At 70.8% G+C, this 19,188-nt stretch carries 17 protein-coding genes, 1 other RNA gene and 1 pseudogene; 10 read left to right on the forward strand and 9 right to left on the reverse strand.

The window, feature by feature from the left end:
* Window positions 1–430: 430 nt before the first annotated feature.
* From rnpB to ACIBI9_RS09190, 4 genes are all read right to left on the reverse strand, one after another.
* Window positions 431–818: RNase P RNA component class A (gene rnpB, locus ACIBI9_RS09175), an RNA gene on the reverse strand.
* A gap of 36 nt (window positions 819–854) precedes the next feature.
* Complete coding sequence (locus ACIBI9_RS09180) at window positions 855–2,219, reverse strand: bifunctional RNase H/acid phosphatase (protein ID WP_397221418.1); 1,365 nt, start codon at window positions 2,217–2,219, stop codon at window positions 855–857.
* Window positions 2,216–2,956: a zinc ribbon domain-containing protein gene (locus tag ACIBI9_RS09185; protein WP_397221419.1), complete on the reverse strand. Its 741-nt coding sequence runs from the start codon at window positions 2,954–2,956 to the stop codon at window positions 2,216–2,218. Before ACIBI9_RS09185 ends, ACIBI9_RS09180 begins: the two co-directional genes overlap by 4 nt.
* A gap of 2 nt (window positions 2,957–2,958) precedes the next feature.
* Entirely contained in the window at window positions 2,959–3,759 is an 801-nt protein-coding gene (locus tag ACIBI9_RS09190; protein WP_397221834.1) for a Nif3-like dinuclear metal center hexameric protein, read from the reverse strand.
* 91 nt (window positions 3,760–3,850) lie between these two features.
* Here ACIBI9_RS09190 and ACIBI9_RS09195 point away from each other — a divergent pair, with 91 nt between their 5' ends.
* The 7 genes and pseudogenes from ACIBI9_RS09195 (at window position 3,851) to ACIBI9_RS09225 (ending at window position 11,629) form a co-directional block, all read left to right on the forward strand.
* A complete protein-coding gene (locus tag ACIBI9_RS09195) occupies window positions 3,851–5,296 on the forward strand; it encodes a flavin-containing monooxygenase (protein ID WP_397221420.1) in 1,446 nt (481 codons plus the stop codon).
* Between the two features lie 71 nt (window positions 5,297–5,367).
* Window positions 5,368–6,123 (forward strand): GNAT family N-acetyltransferase, encoded by a 756-nt coding sequence (locus ACIBI9_RS09200; protein WP_397221421.1) that lies wholly within the window; start codon window positions 5,368–5,370, stop codon window positions 6,121–6,123.
* A 66-nt stretch (window positions 6,124–6,189) separates the two neighbouring features.
* On the forward strand, window positions 6,190–7,620 hold the full coding sequence (locus ACIBI9_RS09205; RefSeq protein WP_397221422.1) for an Nramp family divalent metal transporter: 1,431 nt from the start codon (window positions 6,190–6,192) through the stop codon (window positions 7,618–7,620).
* A gap of 65 nt (window positions 7,621–7,685) precedes the next feature.
* Window positions 7,686–8,579 (forward strand): annotated as a pseudogene (locus ACIBI9_RS09210) (zinc-binding dehydrogenase); the annotation flags it as partial.
* 12 nt (window positions 8,580–8,591) lie between these two features.
* Window positions 8,592–9,485: an NADP-dependent oxidoreductase gene (locus tag ACIBI9_RS09215; RefSeq protein ID WP_397221835.1), complete on the forward strand. Its 894-nt coding sequence runs from the start codon at window positions 8,592–8,594 to the stop codon at window positions 9,483–9,485.
* A gap of 18 nt (window positions 9,486–9,503) precedes the next feature.
* Window positions 9,504–10,472 carry a helix-turn-helix transcriptional regulator gene (locus ACIBI9_RS09220; protein WP_397221423.1) on the forward strand — a complete coding sequence of 323 codons (969 nt, stop codon included), beginning with the start codon at window positions 9,504–9,506 and terminating at the stop codon, window positions 10,470–10,472.
* Window positions 10,473–10,507: 35 nt separating this feature from the next.
* Entirely contained in the window at window positions 10,508–11,629 is a 1,122-nt protein-coding gene (locus tag ACIBI9_RS09225) for a C45 family autoproteolytic acyltransferase/hydolase (protein ID WP_397221424.1), read from the forward strand.
* Here the strand turns inward: ACIBI9_RS09225 and ACIBI9_RS09230 are convergent.
* From ACIBI9_RS09230 to ACIBI9_RS09240, 3 genes are all read right to left on the reverse strand, one after another.
* Window positions 11,611–13,098, reverse strand: coding sequence for an AMP-binding protein (locus ACIBI9_RS09230; RefSeq protein WP_397221425.1), 1,488 nt, complete (start codon window positions 13,096–13,098; stop codon window positions 11,611–11,613). The genes ACIBI9_RS09225 and ACIBI9_RS09230 overlap by 19 nt on opposite strands.
* Before the next feature lie 65 nt (window positions 13,099–13,163).
* Window positions 13,164–14,180, reverse strand: a complete 1,017-nt coding sequence (locus tag ACIBI9_RS09235) for an acyl-CoA dehydrogenase family protein (RefSeq protein ID WP_397221426.1) — start codon at window positions 14,178–14,180, stop codon at window positions 13,164–13,166.
* Window positions 14,177–15,343 carry an acyl-CoA dehydrogenase family protein gene (locus tag ACIBI9_RS09240; protein ID WP_397221428.1) on the reverse strand — a complete coding sequence of 389 codons (1,167 nt, stop codon included), beginning with the start codon at window positions 15,341–15,343 and terminating at the stop codon, window positions 14,177–14,179. The genes ACIBI9_RS09235 and ACIBI9_RS09240 overlap by 4 nt, the downstream gene beginning before the upstream one ends.
* A gap of 159 nt (window positions 15,344–15,502) precedes the next feature.
* Here ACIBI9_RS09240 and ACIBI9_RS09245 point away from each other — a divergent pair, with 159 nt between their 5' ends.
* The 3 genes from ACIBI9_RS09245 (at window position 15,503) to ACIBI9_RS09255 (ending at window position 18,545) form a co-directional block, all read left to right on the forward strand.
* Window positions 15,503–16,840 (forward strand): sensor histidine kinase, encoded by a 1,338-nt coding sequence (locus ACIBI9_RS09245; RefSeq protein WP_397221429.1) that lies wholly within the window; start codon window positions 15,503–15,505, stop codon window positions 16,838–16,840.
* A gap of 82 nt (window positions 16,841–16,922) precedes the next feature.
* Window positions 16,923–17,522, forward strand: a complete 600-nt coding sequence (locus ACIBI9_RS09250; RefSeq protein WP_397221430.1) for a TetR/AcrR family transcriptional regulator — start codon at window positions 16,923–16,925, stop codon at window positions 17,520–17,522.
* A gap of 63 nt (window positions 17,523–17,585) precedes the next feature.
* Entirely contained in the window at window positions 17,586–18,545 is a 960-nt protein-coding gene (locus ACIBI9_RS09255; RefSeq protein ID WP_397221431.1) for a diiron oxygenase, read from the forward strand.
* Here ACIBI9_RS09255 and ACIBI9_RS09260 read toward each other — a convergent pair.
* On the reverse strand, window positions 18,542–18,805 hold the full coding sequence (locus tag ACIBI9_RS09260; protein WP_397221432.1) for a hypothetical protein: 264 nt from the start codon (window positions 18,803–18,805) through the stop codon (window positions 18,542–18,544). The genes ACIBI9_RS09255 and ACIBI9_RS09260 overlap by 4 nt on opposite strands.
* 118 nt (window positions 18,806–18,923) lie before the next feature.
* Window positions 18,924–19,172, reverse strand: coding sequence for a class I SAM-dependent methyltransferase (locus ACIBI9_RS09265; protein WP_397221433.1), 249 nt, complete (start codon window positions 19,170–19,172; stop codon window positions 18,924–18,926).
* Window positions 19,173–19,188 lie beyond the last annotated feature (16 nt).

The raw sequence follows: 19,188 nt of genomic DNA on the forward strand, positions 1-19,188 counted from the left end.
GGGGCCACCTCACCACCGCACATCAGGATCTTGCCCGGCCCGGAGCCGGTGTACCCCCACCGGAGGCATGCTCTAAGCCTCTGGCCGGCGGTAGGTGCGCTGATGAGCTTGGCCCTGTGACCCGACCAGTGCGCTTCCCTCTGCGGCCCTGTCCTCTCGTCCGCGCCGGCTGACCGGCGTCGTGCGGGCCAGGTCGGGAGCCCAAGTGGACGACCCGGCCCGCGCCGTGTCGGCGGCGCGTGCGGCCTGGTCAGGGCCGCTTTAATTCCATGATCTGAGGCACTCCTACGCCTCCGGACTGATCAAGGCCAACCTCAACCCCAAGCTGATCCGCCACCATCGCGGAGACGACGGACACTTACGGTCACCTTTCCCGGACCAAGACGATCTTGGATGTGAAGAGTGCTCCCCCTGGTCAGAGAGGGAATGGGTGACGAGTCGGCCTGTAGGCCGGGTTCTGTCCTTCGTGAGAAGGGGCGACCATCCATCTAGGGCCGCCGTTGCCGGCGGCCTCGAGCGGTCTACCCGCGCGGCTCGGGCGGGCAGCCCTCGAACGTCGCGCGCGGGACGCTCCGGAGAGCGTCCCTTCTTGACCTTGCTCCGGGTGGGGTTTACCTAGCCGCCCACGTCGCCGTGGGCGCTGGTGGTCTCTTACACCACCCTTTCACCCTTACCTCCCGTCAACCGGGAGGCGGTCTGCTTTCTGTGGCACTGTCCCGCGGGTCACCCCGGGTCGGTGTTACCGACCACCCTGCCCTGTGGAGCCCGGACCTTCCTCGGCGGGCCGGATGGCCCGACGCGGTCGCCCGGCCGACTCGTCTGCAGCACTTTACCAAGCTCCGCGGCGTTCCCGGTCAACGGCGCAGGTGCGAGGTGTCGTTGAACGACTTCACCACGGCCGGGCCGTCCGCGTAGTACTCGATCAGCGACAGGCAGGCCACGTCGAGGTGCATGCGGTAGAGGGACTCCAGAGGGGCCAGCAGGGCCAGCCGCAGCAGCATCTTGATGGGCGTCACGTGGGAGATCGCGAGGACGGTCTTGCCCTCGTAGCGCTCCACCAGCCGCTCCCCCGCCGCCTGGACGCGGTGGGCGACCGTGGCGAAGCTCTCGCCGCCCGGCGGCGCGGTCTCCGGGTCGGCGAGCCAGGTGGAGAGCTCGGCGGGCCAGCGGCGCTGGACCTCCGTGAACGTGTGGCCCTCCCAGTCGCCGAAATCGAGCTCCCTGAGGTCCTCGTCCACCTCGACGTCGAGCCCGGTCCGCCGGGCGACCGCCTCCGCGGTCTGCCTGGCGCGCTTGAGGGGTGAGCTGACGATCACATCCAGCCGGTACGGCTCGCGCGACAGCCGTTCGGCGGCCGCCGCGGCCTGGGCCAGGCCGTTGGGCGTGAGCTCGGCGTCACCCCTGCCCGAGAACCTGCGCTCCACGGACAGCGGGGTCTCGCCGTGCCTGAGCAGGAGCAGGGACGTGGCCACGCGGGTGGGCGGGGCCCAGCCGGTGCCCTTGGCGGGCGCCTTGGCCGTGCGTAGCTGGGCCGCGGCGGTGGAGGCGGTCGGGGCGGATATTTCGGAGATGGCGCCTATGTCGAGGAGGTCTGTCTGGTGGGCGATCGGAGGCGGCGTGGTGGGCGGCGTGGCTCGGGGCGATGGGGGCGGTCCCCCGGCTGCCGGCGGCTGTCCCCCTGCTGCCGGCGGCTGTCCCCCGGCTGCCGGCGGCTGTCCCGGTGCTACCGGCGGCTGTACGCCTGCGACCGGCGGCTCGCCCGGCGCCTCCGGGTGGGTGGTGCCGCCGGCCTTCCAGGTCAGGCCTTTGGCGGCCGCGTCCATGGCCTCGTTGGCCAGGCGGTCGGCGTGCTTGTTGCGCTCGCGCGGGATCCAGGTCCACTCCGTCACCCGCAGCCGCCTGACGAGGGCTCCGGCTTCCATGGCGAGCGGCCGCAGCCCCTCGTTCTTGATCTTCCAGCGGCCCGCCATCTGCTCGACGACCAGCTTCGAGTCCATCCGGACCGCCACCGGCGCGCCGTCGCCCCCCAGCCGGAGCACCGCCTGCAGGCCGGCGATCAGGCCGCGGTATTCGGCGACGTTGTTGGTCGTGACGCCGATGGCCTCGGCCGCCTCCGCCAGCACCTGGCCGTCGGAGGCGTCCTTGACCACCGCGCCGTAGCCGGCGGGCCCCGGGTTGCCGCGCGAGCCGCCGTCCGCCTCGATGACGTAGAAGGTCACAGGCCTGACTCTGCCGTACGTACGAGGATGCGCCGGCACTCGTCACAACGCAGGACCTCGTCGTGGGGCGCGGCCTTGATGCGGTTCATCTCGGCGATGGACAGGGCCACCTTGCAGCCCTGGCACCGGCCGCCCCGCAGCATGGCGGCGCCCACGCCGTACTGGTCCTTGAGCTTCTCGTAGAGCGCGAGCAGGTCGGCGGGGATCTCGCCGGAGACGCCGCCCCGGCGGCCCTGGACCTCCGAAGCCTCCTTGTCGATCCCCTGGAGCGCCTCGTCGCGGCGGGCCTCGGCGGTGGAAAGGGCGGCGGCGAGCTCGTCACGCTGCGTGATCAGGTCGGTGACCTTGGTGTCGGCGGCCTCCTTGCGCTCCATGATCTCCAGCACGACCTCCTCCAGGTCGCCCTGGCGCTTGTGCAGCGAGGCGATCTCGGACTGCAGGCTGGAAAGGTCGCGCGGCGAGGTCACGGCGCCGGAGTCGAGGCGCTTCTGGTCACGGTCGGCACGCGTGCGCACGGCGTCGACGTCGCTCTCCGCCTTGGCCTGCTCACGGGCCAGGTCACCCGCCTGGGTCTCGGCCTCGATCACCTGCGTGGAGACCTTGGCGAACAACTTCGACCGCTCGTCGATCTCGGCCAGCTCGGGAAGGGTGCGGCGGCGGTGGGCCAGCCGATCAATCACGGAGTCGAGCTCTGCCAGGTCGAGCAGTCTCTTCTGGGCCTCAGGGGCTGCTTTCATGATCAATATCCTTTTGTCCAAGCATCGGTGACCGTGGCGGAGACGCGCGTTTCAACGGTAACGCCACTCGAGTGCAGGATGGACGCCGCGCTGTCGAGCCAGGGCCACTCGGTCGCCCAGTGCGCGGCGTCGATCAACGCGGGCCCGCCCGACTCCACGAACTCACTCGCCGGATGATGCCGCAGATCCGCCGTCAGGAACACGTCGACCTCGGCCGCCTTGGCCGTGCCGAGCAGGGAGTCGCCGGCGCCCCCGCTGACCGCGACGCGGGTGACGGGCCGGTCGGGATCGCCTGCCACGCGGATGCCCCAGGACGTGCGGGGCAGGCCCTTGGACGCCTGCGCCGCGAAGTCGCCCAGCGTCATCGCCGAGGACAGCTCGCCGATGCGGCCCAGACCCCGCCACGGGTCGTCCGGGAACGGCTGGAGCGGCACCAGGTCGCCCACCAGGCCCACGGCTCGGGCCAGGGCGTCGGACACGCCGGGATTGGCCACGTCGGCGTTCGTGTGGGCGGTGTAAAGGGATATGTCGTTCTTTATCAGAGTGTGGATCAGGCGGCCCTTCGGCGTGGTCGCGGCCACGCTGGTGGTGCCGCGCAGGTAGAGGGGATGGTGGGTGACGATCAGGTCCGCCCCCCACTCCAGGGCCTCCTCGGCCACGGCCGCCACCGGGTCGACCGCGAACAGCACCCGGCGCACCTCCTGGGCCGGATCCCCGCAGACCAGCCCCACGGCGTCCCACGACTCGGCCCGGGCAGGCGGGTAGGCCGCCTCGAGCACCTCGATCACGTTCGTCAACGACACAGCCACCTGCGCAGACTATCGGCACGGGAGAGGGTGTCGGTGGAACGGCGTTCGGCGTAGTGTAAGTGAATCCTGACCTGCGGAGGGCGGCATGTCACCAAGCGTCGCGATCGTCGGAGCGGGGTTCGGCGGACTGTGCATGGCGATCCAGCTCGAACGGGCCGGGATCCGCTCGTACACGGTCTTCGAGAGGGCCGACGACCTCGGGGGCACCTGGCGCGACAACAGCTATCCCGGGGCGGGGTGCGACATTCCCTCGCATCTTTACTCGTACTCGTTCGAGAAGTACGCGAGCTGGACCCGCCGTTACCCAGAGCAGCCCGAAATTCTGGGATATCTTGAACATTGCGCCGATAAATACGACGTCAGGCGAAAAATCCGGTTCGGGGCGGAAGTCCAGCGCGCCGAATTCGACGGCACCAGGTGGCAGGTGACGAGCGGCGACCGCACCGAACCGTTCGACGTGGTCGTCACGGGCGCGGGCCAGCTCAACCGCCCCCGCCTCCCCGACATTCCGGGAATGTCGGACTTCGGGGGCGTCTCCTTCCACTCCGCCCGCTGGAACCACGACCACGATCTCACCGGCCGCCGCGTCGCGGTGATCGGGAACGGGTCGTCGGCGGCCCAGTTCATCCCGCGCATCGCGGAGCGGGTCGAGCGCCTGTACGTCTTCCAGCGCACCCCCAACTGGGTCATCGCCAAGCCGGACGCCACCTTCGGACCGCTGGCCAGGCTCGGGTTCCGCCTCGTCCCCGGCCTCCAGCGCGCCTACCGCGAGTGGCTCTACCGGTACGCCGAGGCCACCCTCTACCCCGCGCTCGCCCAGGGCTGGAGCGCGGACCTGCTCAGGAAACGCGCCCTGCGGCACCTGCACGACCAGGTGCCCGACCCGGCGCTGCGGGCCAAGCTCACGCCCGACTACCCGCCGGGCTGCAAGCGCGTGGTCATCGACAGCACTTTCTACCCCGCGCTGACCAGGCCCAACGTCGACGTGGTGACCGACAAGATCGTACGGATCACGTCCACGGGCGTCGAGACCACCGAGGGCCCGCACGAGGTGGACACGATCGTCTACGCCACCGGCTTCCGGACCACCGAGTTCCTGGCCCCCATGGAGATCACCGGGCGCGACGGCCGCACGCTGGAGGAGCAGTGGAAGGGCGGCCCCGAGGCGTACCTGGGCATCTCCGTGCCGAACTTCCCCAACCTCTTCCTCCTGTACGGCCCCAACACCAACCTGGGCCACAACTCCATCGTCTTCATGATCGAGTGCCAGGTGGAGCACATCATGTCCTGCCTGCCATACCTGTCCGCCAACGGGCCGATCGAGGTGCGGCCCGAGGTGATGGCGGCCTGGCGCGGGCAGCTCGACGCGGCGATGGCGCGGATGGTGTGGGGCGACGGCTGCCAGAGCTGGTACAAGACGACCGAGGGCCGCGTGACGAACAACTGGCCGGGCCCCACCCCCCTCTACCGCCGGCTCACCGCCAGACCCCCGGCCCCCGCCTACCGGCCCGTCGGCCTGCGGGCGCCGTAGCCGCGACGGTGCGGGTCCGGATCCCGGCCGACGTCTCACACCGAGTCGCGCGGGCGTGCGTAAATGGAGGGGTGAACGGTGGTGTGAAGATCAGGGAGTTGCGCGAGCTCGACGAGTTCGAGGAGGTCTACCGGCTCTTCGACGACATCTGGCACCCGGCGCCGCACAACCCGCCCGTGACGCTGGAGCTGATGATCGGGTTCGCGCACACGGGCAACTACGTGGCGGGGGCGTACGACGAGGGCGGCACGCTCGTGGGCGCCTCGGTCGGGTTCAGGGCGGCGGAGCGGACGCTGCACTCGCACGTGACCGGCGCCGTCATCGGCAAGGGCATCGGCCAGGCGCTCAAGTCGCACCAGCGCGAGTGGTGCCTGGGTCAGGGGCTGGAGCGGATCACCTGGACGTTCGACCCCCTCGTACGCAGGAACGCGCGGTTCAACCTGGTCAAGCTGGGCGCCATGCCGGAGGAGTACCTGGAGGACTTCTACGGGAAGATGGCCGACGCGATCAACGAGGGGGACGCGTCCGACCGGCTGCTGGCGGTGTGGCGCCTCACAGAGGCGGCGAAACCCGACGAACACCTCCGCCGAAACGCCGAGGCGCTCCTGTCGGACGAGGGCGGGTGGCCCGTGGTCAAGGAGGCGCGGGGCGGCACGGTGCTCGTGGGGACGCCGGCGGACGTCGAGCGGCTGCGGCGCGAGGACCCGGCGGCGGCCGCGGCGTGGCGGCTGGCCGTGCGTGACGCGCTCGGCCGGCTCATGAAGGCGGGCTGGCATGTCATCGGTTTCACCGATCGCGGAGAATACGTGGTCACGCAGGTTAACTAGGTATTCCACCAGAGTTTCCGGTCTCTGTAATGTGGCGGCTAGGCAACGCTTAGCAAGGAGATTCGCATGGCGGAGTTCACCCCGACCGTTCCCGCGCGAGTCCTACCGTCCGTCACCGTCCGCGACCTGCCCGACCCTCCCCGATCGCCCTGGCGCATCATCGGCCCCGGGCTGGTCGGCGCGGGTGTGGGGCTGGCGTCGGGCGAATTCATTCTCTGGCCGTACATCGCCTCCCAAGTCGGGCTCATCTTCGTCTGGGGAGCCGCGATCGGCATCATCACGCAGTGGTTCCTGAACATGGAGATCGAGCGCTACACGCTGGCCACCGGCGAGACCGCGCTCACCGGCTTCAGCCGCATGTGGAAACACTGGGGCCTGGTCTTCGTGGTGATGACGCTCTGCTCGAACCTCTGGCCCGGCTGGGTCACCACGTCCGCGACGATGGTGACGTACCTGACCGGGACGGGCGCGGGCAGCGTGCGGTGGATAGCCATCGGCATGCTCGTCGTGATCGCGCTCGGCCTGACGCTGGCGCCGGTGATCTACACCGCGCTCGAACGGGTCATCTTCGTGAAGATCATCCTGGTGGCCACGCTGATCGTGGTCGCCGTCCTGTTCGCGATCAACGCGGAGAGCTGGGTCCAGCTGGGCAAGGGCCTGAGCGTCGGCGCCCGGTTCCCGGTGCCGCCGCTGGAGTTCTCGGTGCTGATGGGCGCCATCGCCTACGCCGGCGCGGGCGGCGGCCAGAACCTCTGCCAGAGCAACTGGATCCGCGACAAGGGCTTCGGCATGGGCCAGTACGTGCCGCGCCTGGTCAGCCCGGTGACCGGCCAGGAGGAGGCGGCCGCCTCGACCGGCTTCCAGTTCGCGCCCACCAAGGAGAACCTGGCGCGGTGGCGGCAGTGGTGGCGCTTCGCGAACATCGAGCAGGCCTGGACGTTCGCCCTGGTGTCGTTCCTGACGATCGCGTTCATGTCGATGCTGGCCTACTCCACCGTGTTCGGCCGGGAGGGGCTGGCCAACAGCATCCAGTTCCTGCAGGTCGAGGGCCAGGTGCTGCAGGAGGTCGTCGGCCCGTGGTTCGGCGTGCTGTTCTGGTTGATCGGCGCGCTGGCGCTGTTCGCCTCCGCCATGGGCATCGTCGACTACACCTCGCGGCTGGCCTCCGACACGATCAAGACCGTCTACCTGCGTGACAAGCCCGTCTCGGTGAACCGCGTCTACTTCTACACCGTCTGGGCGATGGCGCTGATCGGGATCGCAATCCTGCTGGCGGGCTTCGACCAGCCGCTCATCCTGCTGGTGTTCTCGGCGTGCTTCGCGGCCGTGATGATGTTCGTGTACTCGATCCTGCTGATCATCCTCAACCGGCGGTCGCTGCCCGAGCCCATCAAGGTGCGCTCGTACCGGCTCGGCGCGCTGATCTGGTCGGTGGCCTTCTTCGGCACGCTGACCGTGCTGGTCGTCATCCAGCAGGCGCAGAAGCTGTTCGGCTGATCGTGAGGGAGTGACCTGCCCCGGGATTTGACCTCAACCTGACTTGAGGTTACAGACTCGGCCGCATGAACGTGATCGAGGTGACGAGGTTCGGCGGTCCTGAGGTGCTGGAGGTCCGGCAGGCGCCGGAGCCGGAGGCCGGCCCGGGGCAGGTGCTCATCGGCGTGTCCGTGGTGGACGTGATGTCGCTCGACGCGCAGTTGCGGGCCGGGTGGGGACGGGAGTGGTTCCCCGGCGAGCCGCCGTTCGTGCCCGGCACCGGCGTGGCCGGGCGGGTGCTGTCGGTGGGCGACGGGGTGGACGACGCGTGGGCGGGGCGGCGGGTGGCCGCGTTCCTGCCCGGTGGCGGCGCGTACGCCGAGCGGGTCGTGGCCGACGTCGAGACGGTGGTCGCGGTGCCCGACGAGGTTCCCCTGTGGCGGGCGGCCGCGCTGATCCAGGTCGGGCCCGCGGCCCTGAGCCTGGTGGAGGCGGCCGAGCTGAAGCCCGGGACGCGGGTGCTGGTCACGGGCGCCGGTGGGGCTCTGGGGCTGCCGATCGTGGGGCTGGCGAGCGCGGCGGGGGCCCAGGTGACGGCCGCCGCCCACGGCGCGGCCAAGCGGGCGGCGGCCCTGGCCATGGGCGCGGCGGAGGCAGTCGACTACGACGGGCTCGGCGGGCCCTTCGACGTGGTGTTCGACGGGGTGGGCGGGGAGGTCGGCGGCGCCGCGTACGAGCTGGTCGAGCCCGGCGGCACGTTCTTCGCCTACGGCGTGCCCAGCGGCTCGACCGCCCGGATCGAGCCGGGGGCCGCGCGGGTGGTGGGCATGGAGCAGGTCCAGTTCGCCCCGGACGAGTTCCGGCGGCTGGCCGTACGGGCCCTGGAGCACGACGGCCTCACGACCGTCGTGGGCCTGGCGGTGCCGCTGGAGCGGGCGCACGAGGCCCACGCCGCCCTGGGGAGCCGCGAGCTGGTCGGCAAGGCGGTCCTGCTGGTCACCGCCCAGGCCGCCCGCTACCGCGCCCACGGCGGTCCGGAGGTGCTGGCGCTGGAGGAGCTCCCGCTCCCCCAGCCCGGTCCGGGACAGGTACGGATCGCGGTCAGGGCGGCCGGGGTGAACCCCATCGACTGGAAGATCCGCCGCGGCCTCATGGGCGCGCCCCTCGGCGAGCCTCAGGGCACCGGGCTCGAACTGGCCGGGACGATCGACGCCATCGGCCCCGGGGTGACCGGGTGGCGGCTCGGGGATCCGGTGTTCGGGCAGGTCGAGGCAGGGGCCGCCGCCACGCACGCGATCGCGGACGCGAGCCTGCTGACGGCCAAGCCGGACGATCTGACGTACGAGGAGGCCGCCGCGCTGCCCGTCGCCGTCGAGACCGCCCGGCGCGCGCTGGGCGGGCTGGGCCTGGAGAAGGACCAGACGCTGCTGATCCACGCGGTCGCGGGCGGCGTCGGGCTGGCCGCGGCGCAGCTCGCCCTCGCCGCGGGCGCCCGGGTCGTCGGGACGGCCGGCGAGCGCCACCACGACTTCCTGCGCGGCCTCGGCGTCCACCCGGTCACGTACGGCGAGGGCCTGGAGGAGCGCCTTCCCGGCCCCGTCGACCGGGTGCTGGACGCCTCGGGCAGAGGCGAGCTGGAGCTGTCGGTGAAGCTGGCCGGCGACCCCGCCAACGTGATCACCATCGCCGACCGGGCCGGCGCGGCCAAGCTCGGCGTGCGTTTCTCGTCCGGTGGCGCGAAAGGGCCGGTGGAGCACCAGAACGTACGGATCCCCATCGCGGAGGCGTTCCCTCTGGAACGGATCGCCGACGCGCACCGGCGCAGCGAGGATGGCCACTTCCTGGGCAAGATCGTGGTGAACACGGAAGGAACCTTGCCGCGATAGCACGGCACACTGGTCTCCATGCTGGAAACCTCGGCCCGCCTGCTGAAGCTCCTGTCCCTGCTCCAAGCGCAGCGGGACTGGACCGGCCCCGAGTTGTCGTCCCGGCTCGGGGTCTCCACCAGGACGATCCGCAACGACGTCGAGCGCCTGCGCAGGCTCGGCTACCCCGTGCACGCCACGCCGGGGGTCACGGGCGGCTACCGGCTGGGCGCCGGGGCCGCGCTGCCGCCGCTGCTGCTCGACGACGAGGAGGCGGTCGCGGTGGCGGTCGGGCTCGGCAGGGCGGCCGGGGGCGGCGTCGAGGGCATCGAGGAGACCTCCGTGCGCGCCCTGGCCAAGCTGGAGCAGGTGCTCCCGTCCCGGCTGCGCCGCCGGGTGAACGCGCTCAACACCTACACCGTGCAGATCCCGGGGCAAATACCGGGCGACGTGCCGGCCGTACGCCCCGAAGTGCTCACCACGATCGCCAACGCGGCCCGCGACCACGAGGGGCTACGCTTCGACTACACCGGCCACGACGGCGGGACGACCGTGCGGAACGTGGAGCCGCACCGCCTGGTGCACCGGCGCGGCCGCTGGTACCTCGTGGGGTACGACGTCGAGCGGCAGGGCTGGCGCACGTTCCGGGTGGACCGGGTGCGCCCCCGCACGCCGGCCGGGCCCAGGTTCACCCCGCGCGAGCTGCCGGAAGGCGGCGACGTGGCGGCGTATGTGGAGAAGGGCGTCAACACGGCGACGTGGCGCTACCGGGCCACGGTCCTGGCCCACGCCCCGGCCCACGAGCTGACCCACCTGCCGCCGGGGCTGGAGGTGGAGCCGGTGGACGAGGCCACCAGCCTGGTCAGGCTGGGCAGCGACGACCCGGACCGCATGGCCGTGTGGATCGGGTTCATGGGCGTGGACTTCGAGGTGCTCGACCCGCCCGAACTGGCCGAGGCCGTGCTGAGGCTCTCCGAGCGCTACCGGCGGGCGGTCAGCGAACGGTAGGGCCGCGGTCAGCGGGCGGCCTCAGGCTCGGCGGCATGAAGAACATGACCAGGGTGGCGGGCGGCAGGGACGACTTCCAGCTCGTGCACCACCTCACCCTCAAGGGCAGCCAGTTCGAGATCGGCAGGGCGCTCACCGAAGAGGCACGCCGGCTGGGCTGGGCCCCCACGCCGGCCGACCCGGCGGTGAACCGGGCCCGCAGGACGTGGTTCGAGCGGCACTGGCCGCAGCACCACGCCCGCATGGACGGCGCGGCGGCGGCCCTCGGCCTCGACCCCGACCAGGACGATCTGGCCCTCGACGGGCTCGGCTATGTCCCCGAGGGCTCCGGTTGCTCGGCCCTGTGGATCCCGCCGTCGGCCGCCACGGACGGCCACGGCCGGATGGGCCGCAACTACGACTTCTTCCCCACGACCACCAGCGAGGTGATGGGCACCGCGCCCAGGCCGGGCGAGCTGCCGATGGCCTCGCGCCCCTACGTGATCACGACGGTGCCCGACGAGGGGCTCGCCTCCACCGTGATCACCATGTCGGACCTCGACGGCTGCATGGACGGCATCAACTCGGCCGGCCTGGCGGTCGTGCTGCTGGTGGCCGACTTCGAGCACGCCGCGCCGCCGGAGCACGTCTCGCCGCAGGTCGGGGTGGGGAGCGTGCAGCTGCCCAGGTTCCTGGTCGACACCTGCGAGAACGTGGAGCAGGCCAAGCAAGCGCTCCTGGGCGCCAAGCAGTACGACCACGGCACCTCCCTGCACTACCTGGTGGCCGACGCGGACGGCCAGGCGTTCGTGTGGGAGCGCGGCAGGGACGGCAGCGAGCACATCGTCCAGCTCGGCGACGGCCCGCTCTGCGTCACCAACCACCTGCTGCACCGCCACCCCGACCCGATGAACCTGCCCGAGGACACCCCGGCCGGCTTCCGGACGTACGAGCGGCTGCGCACGCTGTACGAGCGCAGCAAGGGCGCCACCGTGTCACCGGGGGAGCTGCGCGACCACCTGCGCGCGGTCCGGCAGGCCGAGGACCCGGCCCTGCCGTTCCGCACGTTGTGGACGACCGTCTTCGACACCGCCGACCGCACCCTGTCGGCCCGCTTCTACCTGGGGGACGGCCGGCGTTACAGCGAGGAGCTGGTCTTTCACGCCTCCGACAGGTAGTCCTCGCGCACCTTGGAGCGCGACAGCTTGCCCGTGGGCGTGCGCGGCAGCAGGGAGCGGTATTCGATCTCCTTCGGGTGCTTGAACCTGGCGATGCGCGGCCCGCAGTGCTCCAGCAGCTCGGCGGTGAGTTCGGGGCCGGGCGTGACCCCTTCGGCGGGCTGGACGAGGGCGACCACGTGGTGGCCCCACTCCTCGTCCGGCACCCCGATGACGGCCACGTCCGCCACCGCCGGGTGCTCGAGCAGGGCGGCCTCGATCTCGGCGGGGTAGATGTTCACCCCGCCGGAGACGATCAGGTCGGTGCGCCGGTCGCACAGGAACAGGTAGCCGTCCTCGTCCAGGTATCCGATGTCGCCCGGCGAGTACCACTCCCCCAGCATGCTGGCGGCCGTCTTCTCCGGGTCCTTGCGGTACTCGAACGTGCCCATGGCCGACTTGACGTAGATCAGGCCGGGCTCGCCGGGCGGCAGCTCGGCGCCGTCCTCGTCCACGATCTTGGCCTCGAACGTGGGCGCCGGCCGCCCCACCGTGCCGGGCCTGGCCAGCCAGTCGTGCGGCTTGACCGCGAACGCGATCGTCGACTCGGTGGAGCCGTAGTACTCGTAGAGCACCGGCCCCCACCAGTCCATGATCTGCTGCTTGACCGCGACGGGGCAGGCGGCGGCGGTGTGGATGACCTGCCGCAGGCTCGACACGTCGTACTTGCCCTTGACCTCCGCCGGCAGCTGCAGCATGCGGTGGAACATGGTCGGCACCATCATCGCGTTGTTGACCCGGTACCGCTCGACGAGCTCCAGGATCGTCACCGGCTCGAACTTGGGGGCGATGACCACGGTGTGCCCGAGGTGCAGCGCGAACTGGGTGTGCGCGCACGGCGCCGAGTGGTACATCGGCGAGGTCACCAGATGGACGTCGTCGCCCGGCTTGAGGTCCACGACCTCGCCGAGGAACCACTGGTAGGCGGGCACCATCTGCTCGGGCGCGACGCCCGGCAGCGGCCGCTGCACGCCCTTGGGGAAGCCGGTGGTGCCGGAGGTGTACCACATGACCGCCCCGGAGGTCCGCTCGCCGGGCGCGTCGGCGGGCTGCCCTTCGGCCAGCCCCGCCGTGCCGATCTCCCCGCCGGGCACGGCGTAGTCGGGGCCGGTGACCACGACCTTGGCGTCGCAGTCGGCCAGGATGTACGCCACCTCGGCCGCCGTCAGGTGCCAGTTGATCGGCACGTAGTAGAGCCCGATCTGCGCGGTCGCCATGACCATGACGATGGCGTCGATGCCGTTGGGCAGCACGCCCGCCACCACGTCGCCGGTGCCGAGCCCGCGGGCCCTGAGGCCGTGCGACACCTGGTTGGCCCGGGCGAGCAGCTCGCCGTAGGACGTCCTCGTGCCGTCGTGGTCGATCACCGCGAGGCGGTCCGGATCGGCGGCGGCGATGGCGTAGAAGCCCGGCAGCTGACTGACGTCCACTGCGTCTGATTGCCGAGCTGCGCTCGGAGTGCTGTGATGGATGTCCTCGCTGCGCTGCGGATCCATCACAGCTCCAGCAGTTCTGCGAGGCGGGCGCGGTGGATGCGGGGCGGGCCGAGCAGCACCTCGTCTGCCTTGGCCCGCTTGTAGAACAGATGCGCGTCGTGCTCCCAGGTGAAACCGATGCCGCCGTACAGCAGCAGGTGGTCGCGGGCCACCTCGAAGCAGGCGCGCCCGACGTACGCCTGGGCGAGGGCGGCGGCGCCGGGCAGCTCGTCCGGCGACTCGTCGGCGGCCCAGGCGGCGTACCTGACGATGGACTCGGCCTGTTCGAGCTTGCAGTGCATGTCGGCCAGCTTGTGCTTCACGCCCTGGTAGGAGCCGATGTACCGGCCGAAGGCGACGCGGATCTTGGCGTAGGCCACGATGGCGTCCAGTGCCGCCCGCATCACGCCGAGCTGCTCGGCCGCCAGCGCCACGCACAGCCGGTCGCCGACCTCCGGCGCCGGCCCCAGCACGCGGGCGGGCGCGCCCTCCAGCACCACCCGCGCCTGGCCGCGCGTCAGGTCGAGCGTCTCCAGCGGGGTCCTGGTGACGCCGGGCCCGGCCAGCTCGACGGCGACCAGGAGCTCGCCGTCGCCGCCGCGCGCGGGCGCCACCAGCACGTCGGCCTCCATGCCGCTGAGCACCTGCGCCAGCGTGCCGCGTACGGCCCCGCCGTCGAGGTCGACGGGGGCCTGGGCGAGCGTGGCCGTGGTGCGCCCCTCCGCGATGGCGGCGAGCAGTTCCTTGTCGGGAGCGCGGGTCAGGGCGATCGCGGCGAACGCGGTGGCCAGGAACGGCCCGGGCAGCAGGGCCGCGCCCGTCTCCTCCAGCGCGACCGCCAGTTCGGCCAGGCCCGCGCCCGCGCCGCCGTACTCCTCCGGGATGATCAGGCCCGCCAGGCCCAGCTCGCCGTTGAGCCTGGCGTACACCTGCGGGTCGTAGCCGTGCCGCGCCTTGGACAACGGCGAGGCGGTGCGCAGGAAGTCGCGCACGGCCTCGCGCAGTTGCCGCTGCTCCTCATCGAGTACGAGCTTCACCCCTGCGTCCCCACCTTCAGGTCCTTGAACGGCACGGTCTTGTCCACCCGAGGCTCCGGCGGCAGGTTGAGCACGCGGTCGCCCACGATGTTGCGCATGATCTCATTCGTGCCGCCGCCCAGCGACATGGCGGGAGCCAGCGAGATCGCGTGCGCGAGCGGCGAGTCGCCCAGGACGGCCTCCGGGCCGGCGAGCCGCGTGGCCAGGTCGGCCTGGAACATGGTCAACTCGGCCAGCAGCAGCTTGGCGGCGCTGCCCCGGGCGCCGGGGAAGATCCCCGCCTCGGTCTCCTGGGCCAGCCGCTGGTTGAACAGCGCCAGGGCGCGGCTGCGGATGTGCAGCTCGACCAGCTCGTCGCGGACCAGCGGGTCGCCGGTGTCGACCACCTGGCGCAGCGCCTCCAGCGAGGTCGGGTCCTCCTTCTGGCCGCTCATGCCCACGCCCGCCGAGATCGACAGCCGCTCGTGCAGCAGGGTCGTGACGGCCACGCTCCAGCCGTCGTTGACCTCACCCACGCGGTGCTCGTCGGGAATGGGCACGTCGTCGAAGAAGATCTCGTTGAAGTTGGACCTGCCGGTCATGTCCTTCAGCGGCCTGACCGTGACCCCGGGGTGGTGCATGTCCACCACGAACATGGTCAGCCCCTTGTGCTTGGGCACGTCCACGTCGGTGCGGGCCAGCAGCAGCCCCCAGTCGGCGTGGTGGGCGACCGAGGTCCACACCTTCTGGCCGTTGACGATCCAGTGGTCGCCGTCGCGCTCGGCCCTCGTCTGCAGGCTGGCCACGTCGCTGCCGGCGCCCGGCTCGGAGAAGAGCTGGCACCAGATCTCCTCGCCGCGCAGCAGCGGCCGGACGAACCGCTCGCGCTGGGCGTCGGTGCCCCGGTCGACCAGCGTGGGCCCGGTCATGCCGAGGCCGATCGAGAAGACGTACGTGGGGAGGGTGAAGCCGCGGGCCTCGGCGGCGAACGCGCGCTCCTCCGCCTGTGTCAGCCCCTGGCCGCCCCACCGCTGCGGCCACGTGATGCCGGAGTAGCCGGCGTCGTGGAGCTTGGCCATGAATTCCTTGGCCCGGGCGATCGCGTCTCCCCCGGGCCGGTCGTCCGCGGGGACGTTGTCCTGCAGCCAGGCCCTGGCGGACCGCCGATAGTCAGCAAGGTTCACATCGACTCCTTGGCATCAGTGCTCACTTACTCTAGTCAGGCGACCGGATGCCGCATAGAGCACTGTTCTGCAGGTCTTTTAGCGTGATTTGTCACTGAATCTCCGTTAATTGGATGCGGGGGCACGTACTGTGATCATCTGATCACGGGGGGATTGGGTGTGATCGAACGGCTGGGCCGGTCCATTCGCGCGCGCCTGGCGCTGTTCGCCAGCGTCGCCATGGCACTGCTGTGCCTGGCGGCAGGCTCGCTTTTCCTGTGGGTGGGGCACAGCACGGCCGTCAACATCCGCACGAAGGAGGTGACCGGTGCCGCGCTGCACGTGGGCCACGACATCCAGCGCAACCACCTGCACCCCGTGACGAACTTCGACCTGAAGGGCGTCCAGGTCGTCGACTCGACCGGTCGCGTGGTGGCCTCGACGCCGAACCTGGACGGAAAGCCGCGCCTGACCACCGTGGTGCCCGACCCGAACAGTCCCAGCCGCACCGACGTGCTGTGCAAGCTCCCCCAGCTTGACGGCGACTGCCACATCACGGCCGCCGTCCGGGTCTACTACGAGGCCGGCGACTGGGTCGTCTACGCCTACGACTCCACGGTGCCCTGGTACATCCACCCCTCCGTGATCACCGTGCTGGCCGTGCTGACCGTGTCACTGGTCGCGATCACCTGGTTCGGCGTGTCCAAGGTGGTGGCCAGGACGCTCGCGCCGGTGAACGAGATCACCCAACACCTGACCGACATCGGCTACGGCGACGAGACCATGCGCGTGCCCGTGCCGGAGAAAGCCGAGGAGATCGAGGCGCTCGCGGAGGCCGCCAATCGCATGCTCGCACGACTGGAGGCCGCGATGGACCAGCAGCGCCGGTTCGCCTCCGACGCCTCGCACGACCTGCGCAGCCCGATCACCGCCATGCGCGCCGAGCTGGAGTCGGCGATGCTCGCCCCCGAGGAGACCGACTGGCGCGAGACCGGCGACAAGCTGATGGCCAGCCTCAACCGGCTGCAGAACATCGTCGCCGACCTGCTGACGCTGGCCAAGCTCGAAGCGGGCGCCCCGTCGCGGCTGGAGTCCGTCGACCTGGCCGAGCTGGTCGCCGCCGAGACCACCAGGCCGCGGTCGAAGAAGATCGTCACCGCGCTGCAACCCGGCGTGGTCGTCACGGGCGACCGGCTCAAGCTGGCCCGCCTCCTGACGAACCTGCTGGACAACGCCGAACGGCACGCCGAGAGCACGATCATCGTGACCCTGCGCCGAAACGAGCAGGCCGTGCTCGAGGTGCTCGACGACGGCGCGGGCATCGCGCCGGACCAGCGCGAGGTGGTCTTCAGGCGGTTCACCCGGCTGGACGCCTCGCGCAGCCGCGACGCCGGCGGCACCGGGCTGGGCCTGCCCATCGCCCGCGAGATCGCGCAGGCCCACCGCGGCACCCTCAGGATCGAGGACTCCGACACCGGCGCGCGCTTCGTGCTGCGATTGCCGATACGAAAGGAGTGAATGTGGGTATGAGAAATTTTCCGCCCTTTGATGGATTTCTGGGCGCGCACGATTACCAGGCATGGGAGGTGAGTTACTCGCTGTGACTTCAGGGTTCAGCCGATTACGGCGCGAGGATTTACTGAAGACGGCCTGCGAGGTCATCGCGGAGCGCGGGTTCGGGCATACCCGGACCATTGACATCGCCAGAGCCGCCGGAGTGAGTCAGGCGCTGCTGTTTTACCACTTCGAGACCAAGGATCGGCTGTTCGCGCAGGCCTTCACCTACGCCGCCCGCCAGCATCTCCACTCGCTCGAACACATCGAGGAGTCCAAGGGCACGCCGCTCGAACGGCTGCGCACCCTGCTCAGGCTCTCCTCCCCGGCGATCCCCACCGAGGGATGGCGGCTGTGGATCGACGCGTGGTCCGAGGCGATGCGCAACTCGGAGCTGGAGGAGATCTCGCGCCGCCTCGACTCCCGGGGCCGACTGCTCCTACGCGCGATCATCGAGGCGGGCGTGGCGTGCGGCGAGTTCAAGTGCGACGACGCCGACGCCTCCACGTGGCGGATTCTCGCGCTCGTGGACGGGCTCGCGATCCAGACGCACGTGCATCCCAAGGTGCTGACCAGGCGCAAGGTGAACACGCTGATCCGTACGGCCGCCGCGGCCGAGCTCGGGGTCTCTCCGGAAACCCTCTGACCCTCCCCTCTTCCGACGCTATTGGATGCTCCGTACAATTAGCGGCGAGGAGAGGAGCACGCGATGGCATCCGCACCGAGCTCTGCCGCCGCCCGCGAACGCGACGAGCAGGTCGCCAGCAGGAGCGCCTACCGAGCGGTCATCGAACGGCTCTCGAAGGCGTCGGTCGACAAGCACTGGGAGCCGTACCGGGACATCCCGTGGGATGACCCGGAGTTCGCCGTGGACCCGGCAGATCCCCGCTGGGAGCTGCCGGAGGTCGACAAACTGGGCGGCCACCCGTGGTACCGCAGCCGCCCGCCCGAGGTGCGGGCGGCGATCGGGCTGTGGCGGGTGGCCACCGCGATGAAGATCGGGCTGCAGTTCGAGAACCTGCTCAAGCGCGGGCTGCTGAACTACGCCTACCGGCTGCCGAACGGAGCGCCTGAGTTCCGGTACGTCTACCACGAGACCATCGAAGAGGGACATCACGGGATGATGTTCCAGGAGTTCGTGAACCGCACCGGCTTACCGGTCCGCGGGATGCCCGGGCCGCTGTCGGTGATCGCCCAGGTGGCGCCGTGGATCCCGCTGATCTCGACGGAGCTGTTCTTCGTGTTCGTGCTCGGCGGGGAGGACCCGATCGACCACGTGCAGCGCAAGGTGCTGAAGGACGAGCGGGCGCATCATCCGCTGGAAGAGACGATCATGCGGATCCACATCGCGGAGGAGGCCAGGCACATCTCCTTCGCCCGGCACTACCTGCGCAACCGGGTGCCCCGGATGCCCGCGTACCGGCGGCTCCTGCTGGGGGTCATCTCCCCCGTCATCCTGGGCGTGATGGCCCGGATCATGCTGGCGCCCCCAGGGCCGATGATCCGGCGCTTCCGCATCCCGGCCCACGTGGTCGCCGAGGTCTATGTGCGCAATCCCGCCGCCAAGCGGGAGATCCACGACTCGGTGGGCAGGACGCGAGAGCTGTGCGCGGAGATCGGCCTGATCAACCCGGTCACCCGGCGGATCTGGCGGGCGATGGGCATCTAGCCGGCCGGCCGCCGGGCGATCAGCACCTCGGTGGCCACGGTGTACTCCCACGTCCCCGCGGGGTCGAGGTCGAGCAGCGCCTTCCTGGCCGCCTCCTTGAACGGCTCCAGCCGGTCGCCGAGGCGGGCCGGGGCGCTGTAGGAGTAGGACAGCTGCAGGCCGATCACGGCGTCCACGTCGTACGTCACGCGGTGCTCGTACAGGGCGGACTCCAGCTCGCTGAACGGCAAGGTGACCAGCACGTCGTGGGGGGTGCTCACCGCTGGCCTGAAAGGAGTTCGTGGCCGTGAACGTGTTGGCGCCGAACTCCTCGCGCACCCGGCGCATCGTCGGCTCCCAGGGCTCCTCCACGGGTTCGCGGCCCGGGCCGACGAGCAGTCACCGGATGCTGCGCACCTCCGCCGCCAGCCGCCTGCCCGTCTCCAGCATCTCCTCGTCGGGATCGACGGCCAGGACCTCGCGCACGCCGGGCGCCAGGGGGATCGCCACCGTGCCGGGGCCGCAGCCGAGATCGAGCACGGTGCTGTCCGGGCCGAACGTCCTCGCCAGGTGCTCGATCGCCCGATCCTCGTGATCGGTGCGGTACTTCGCGTAGTAGGGGGCCGCGCCGCCGAACAGGTCAGCCATGGATGGGACCATATAC

The organism is Nonomuraea sp. NPDC050451 (assembly GCF_044458585.1).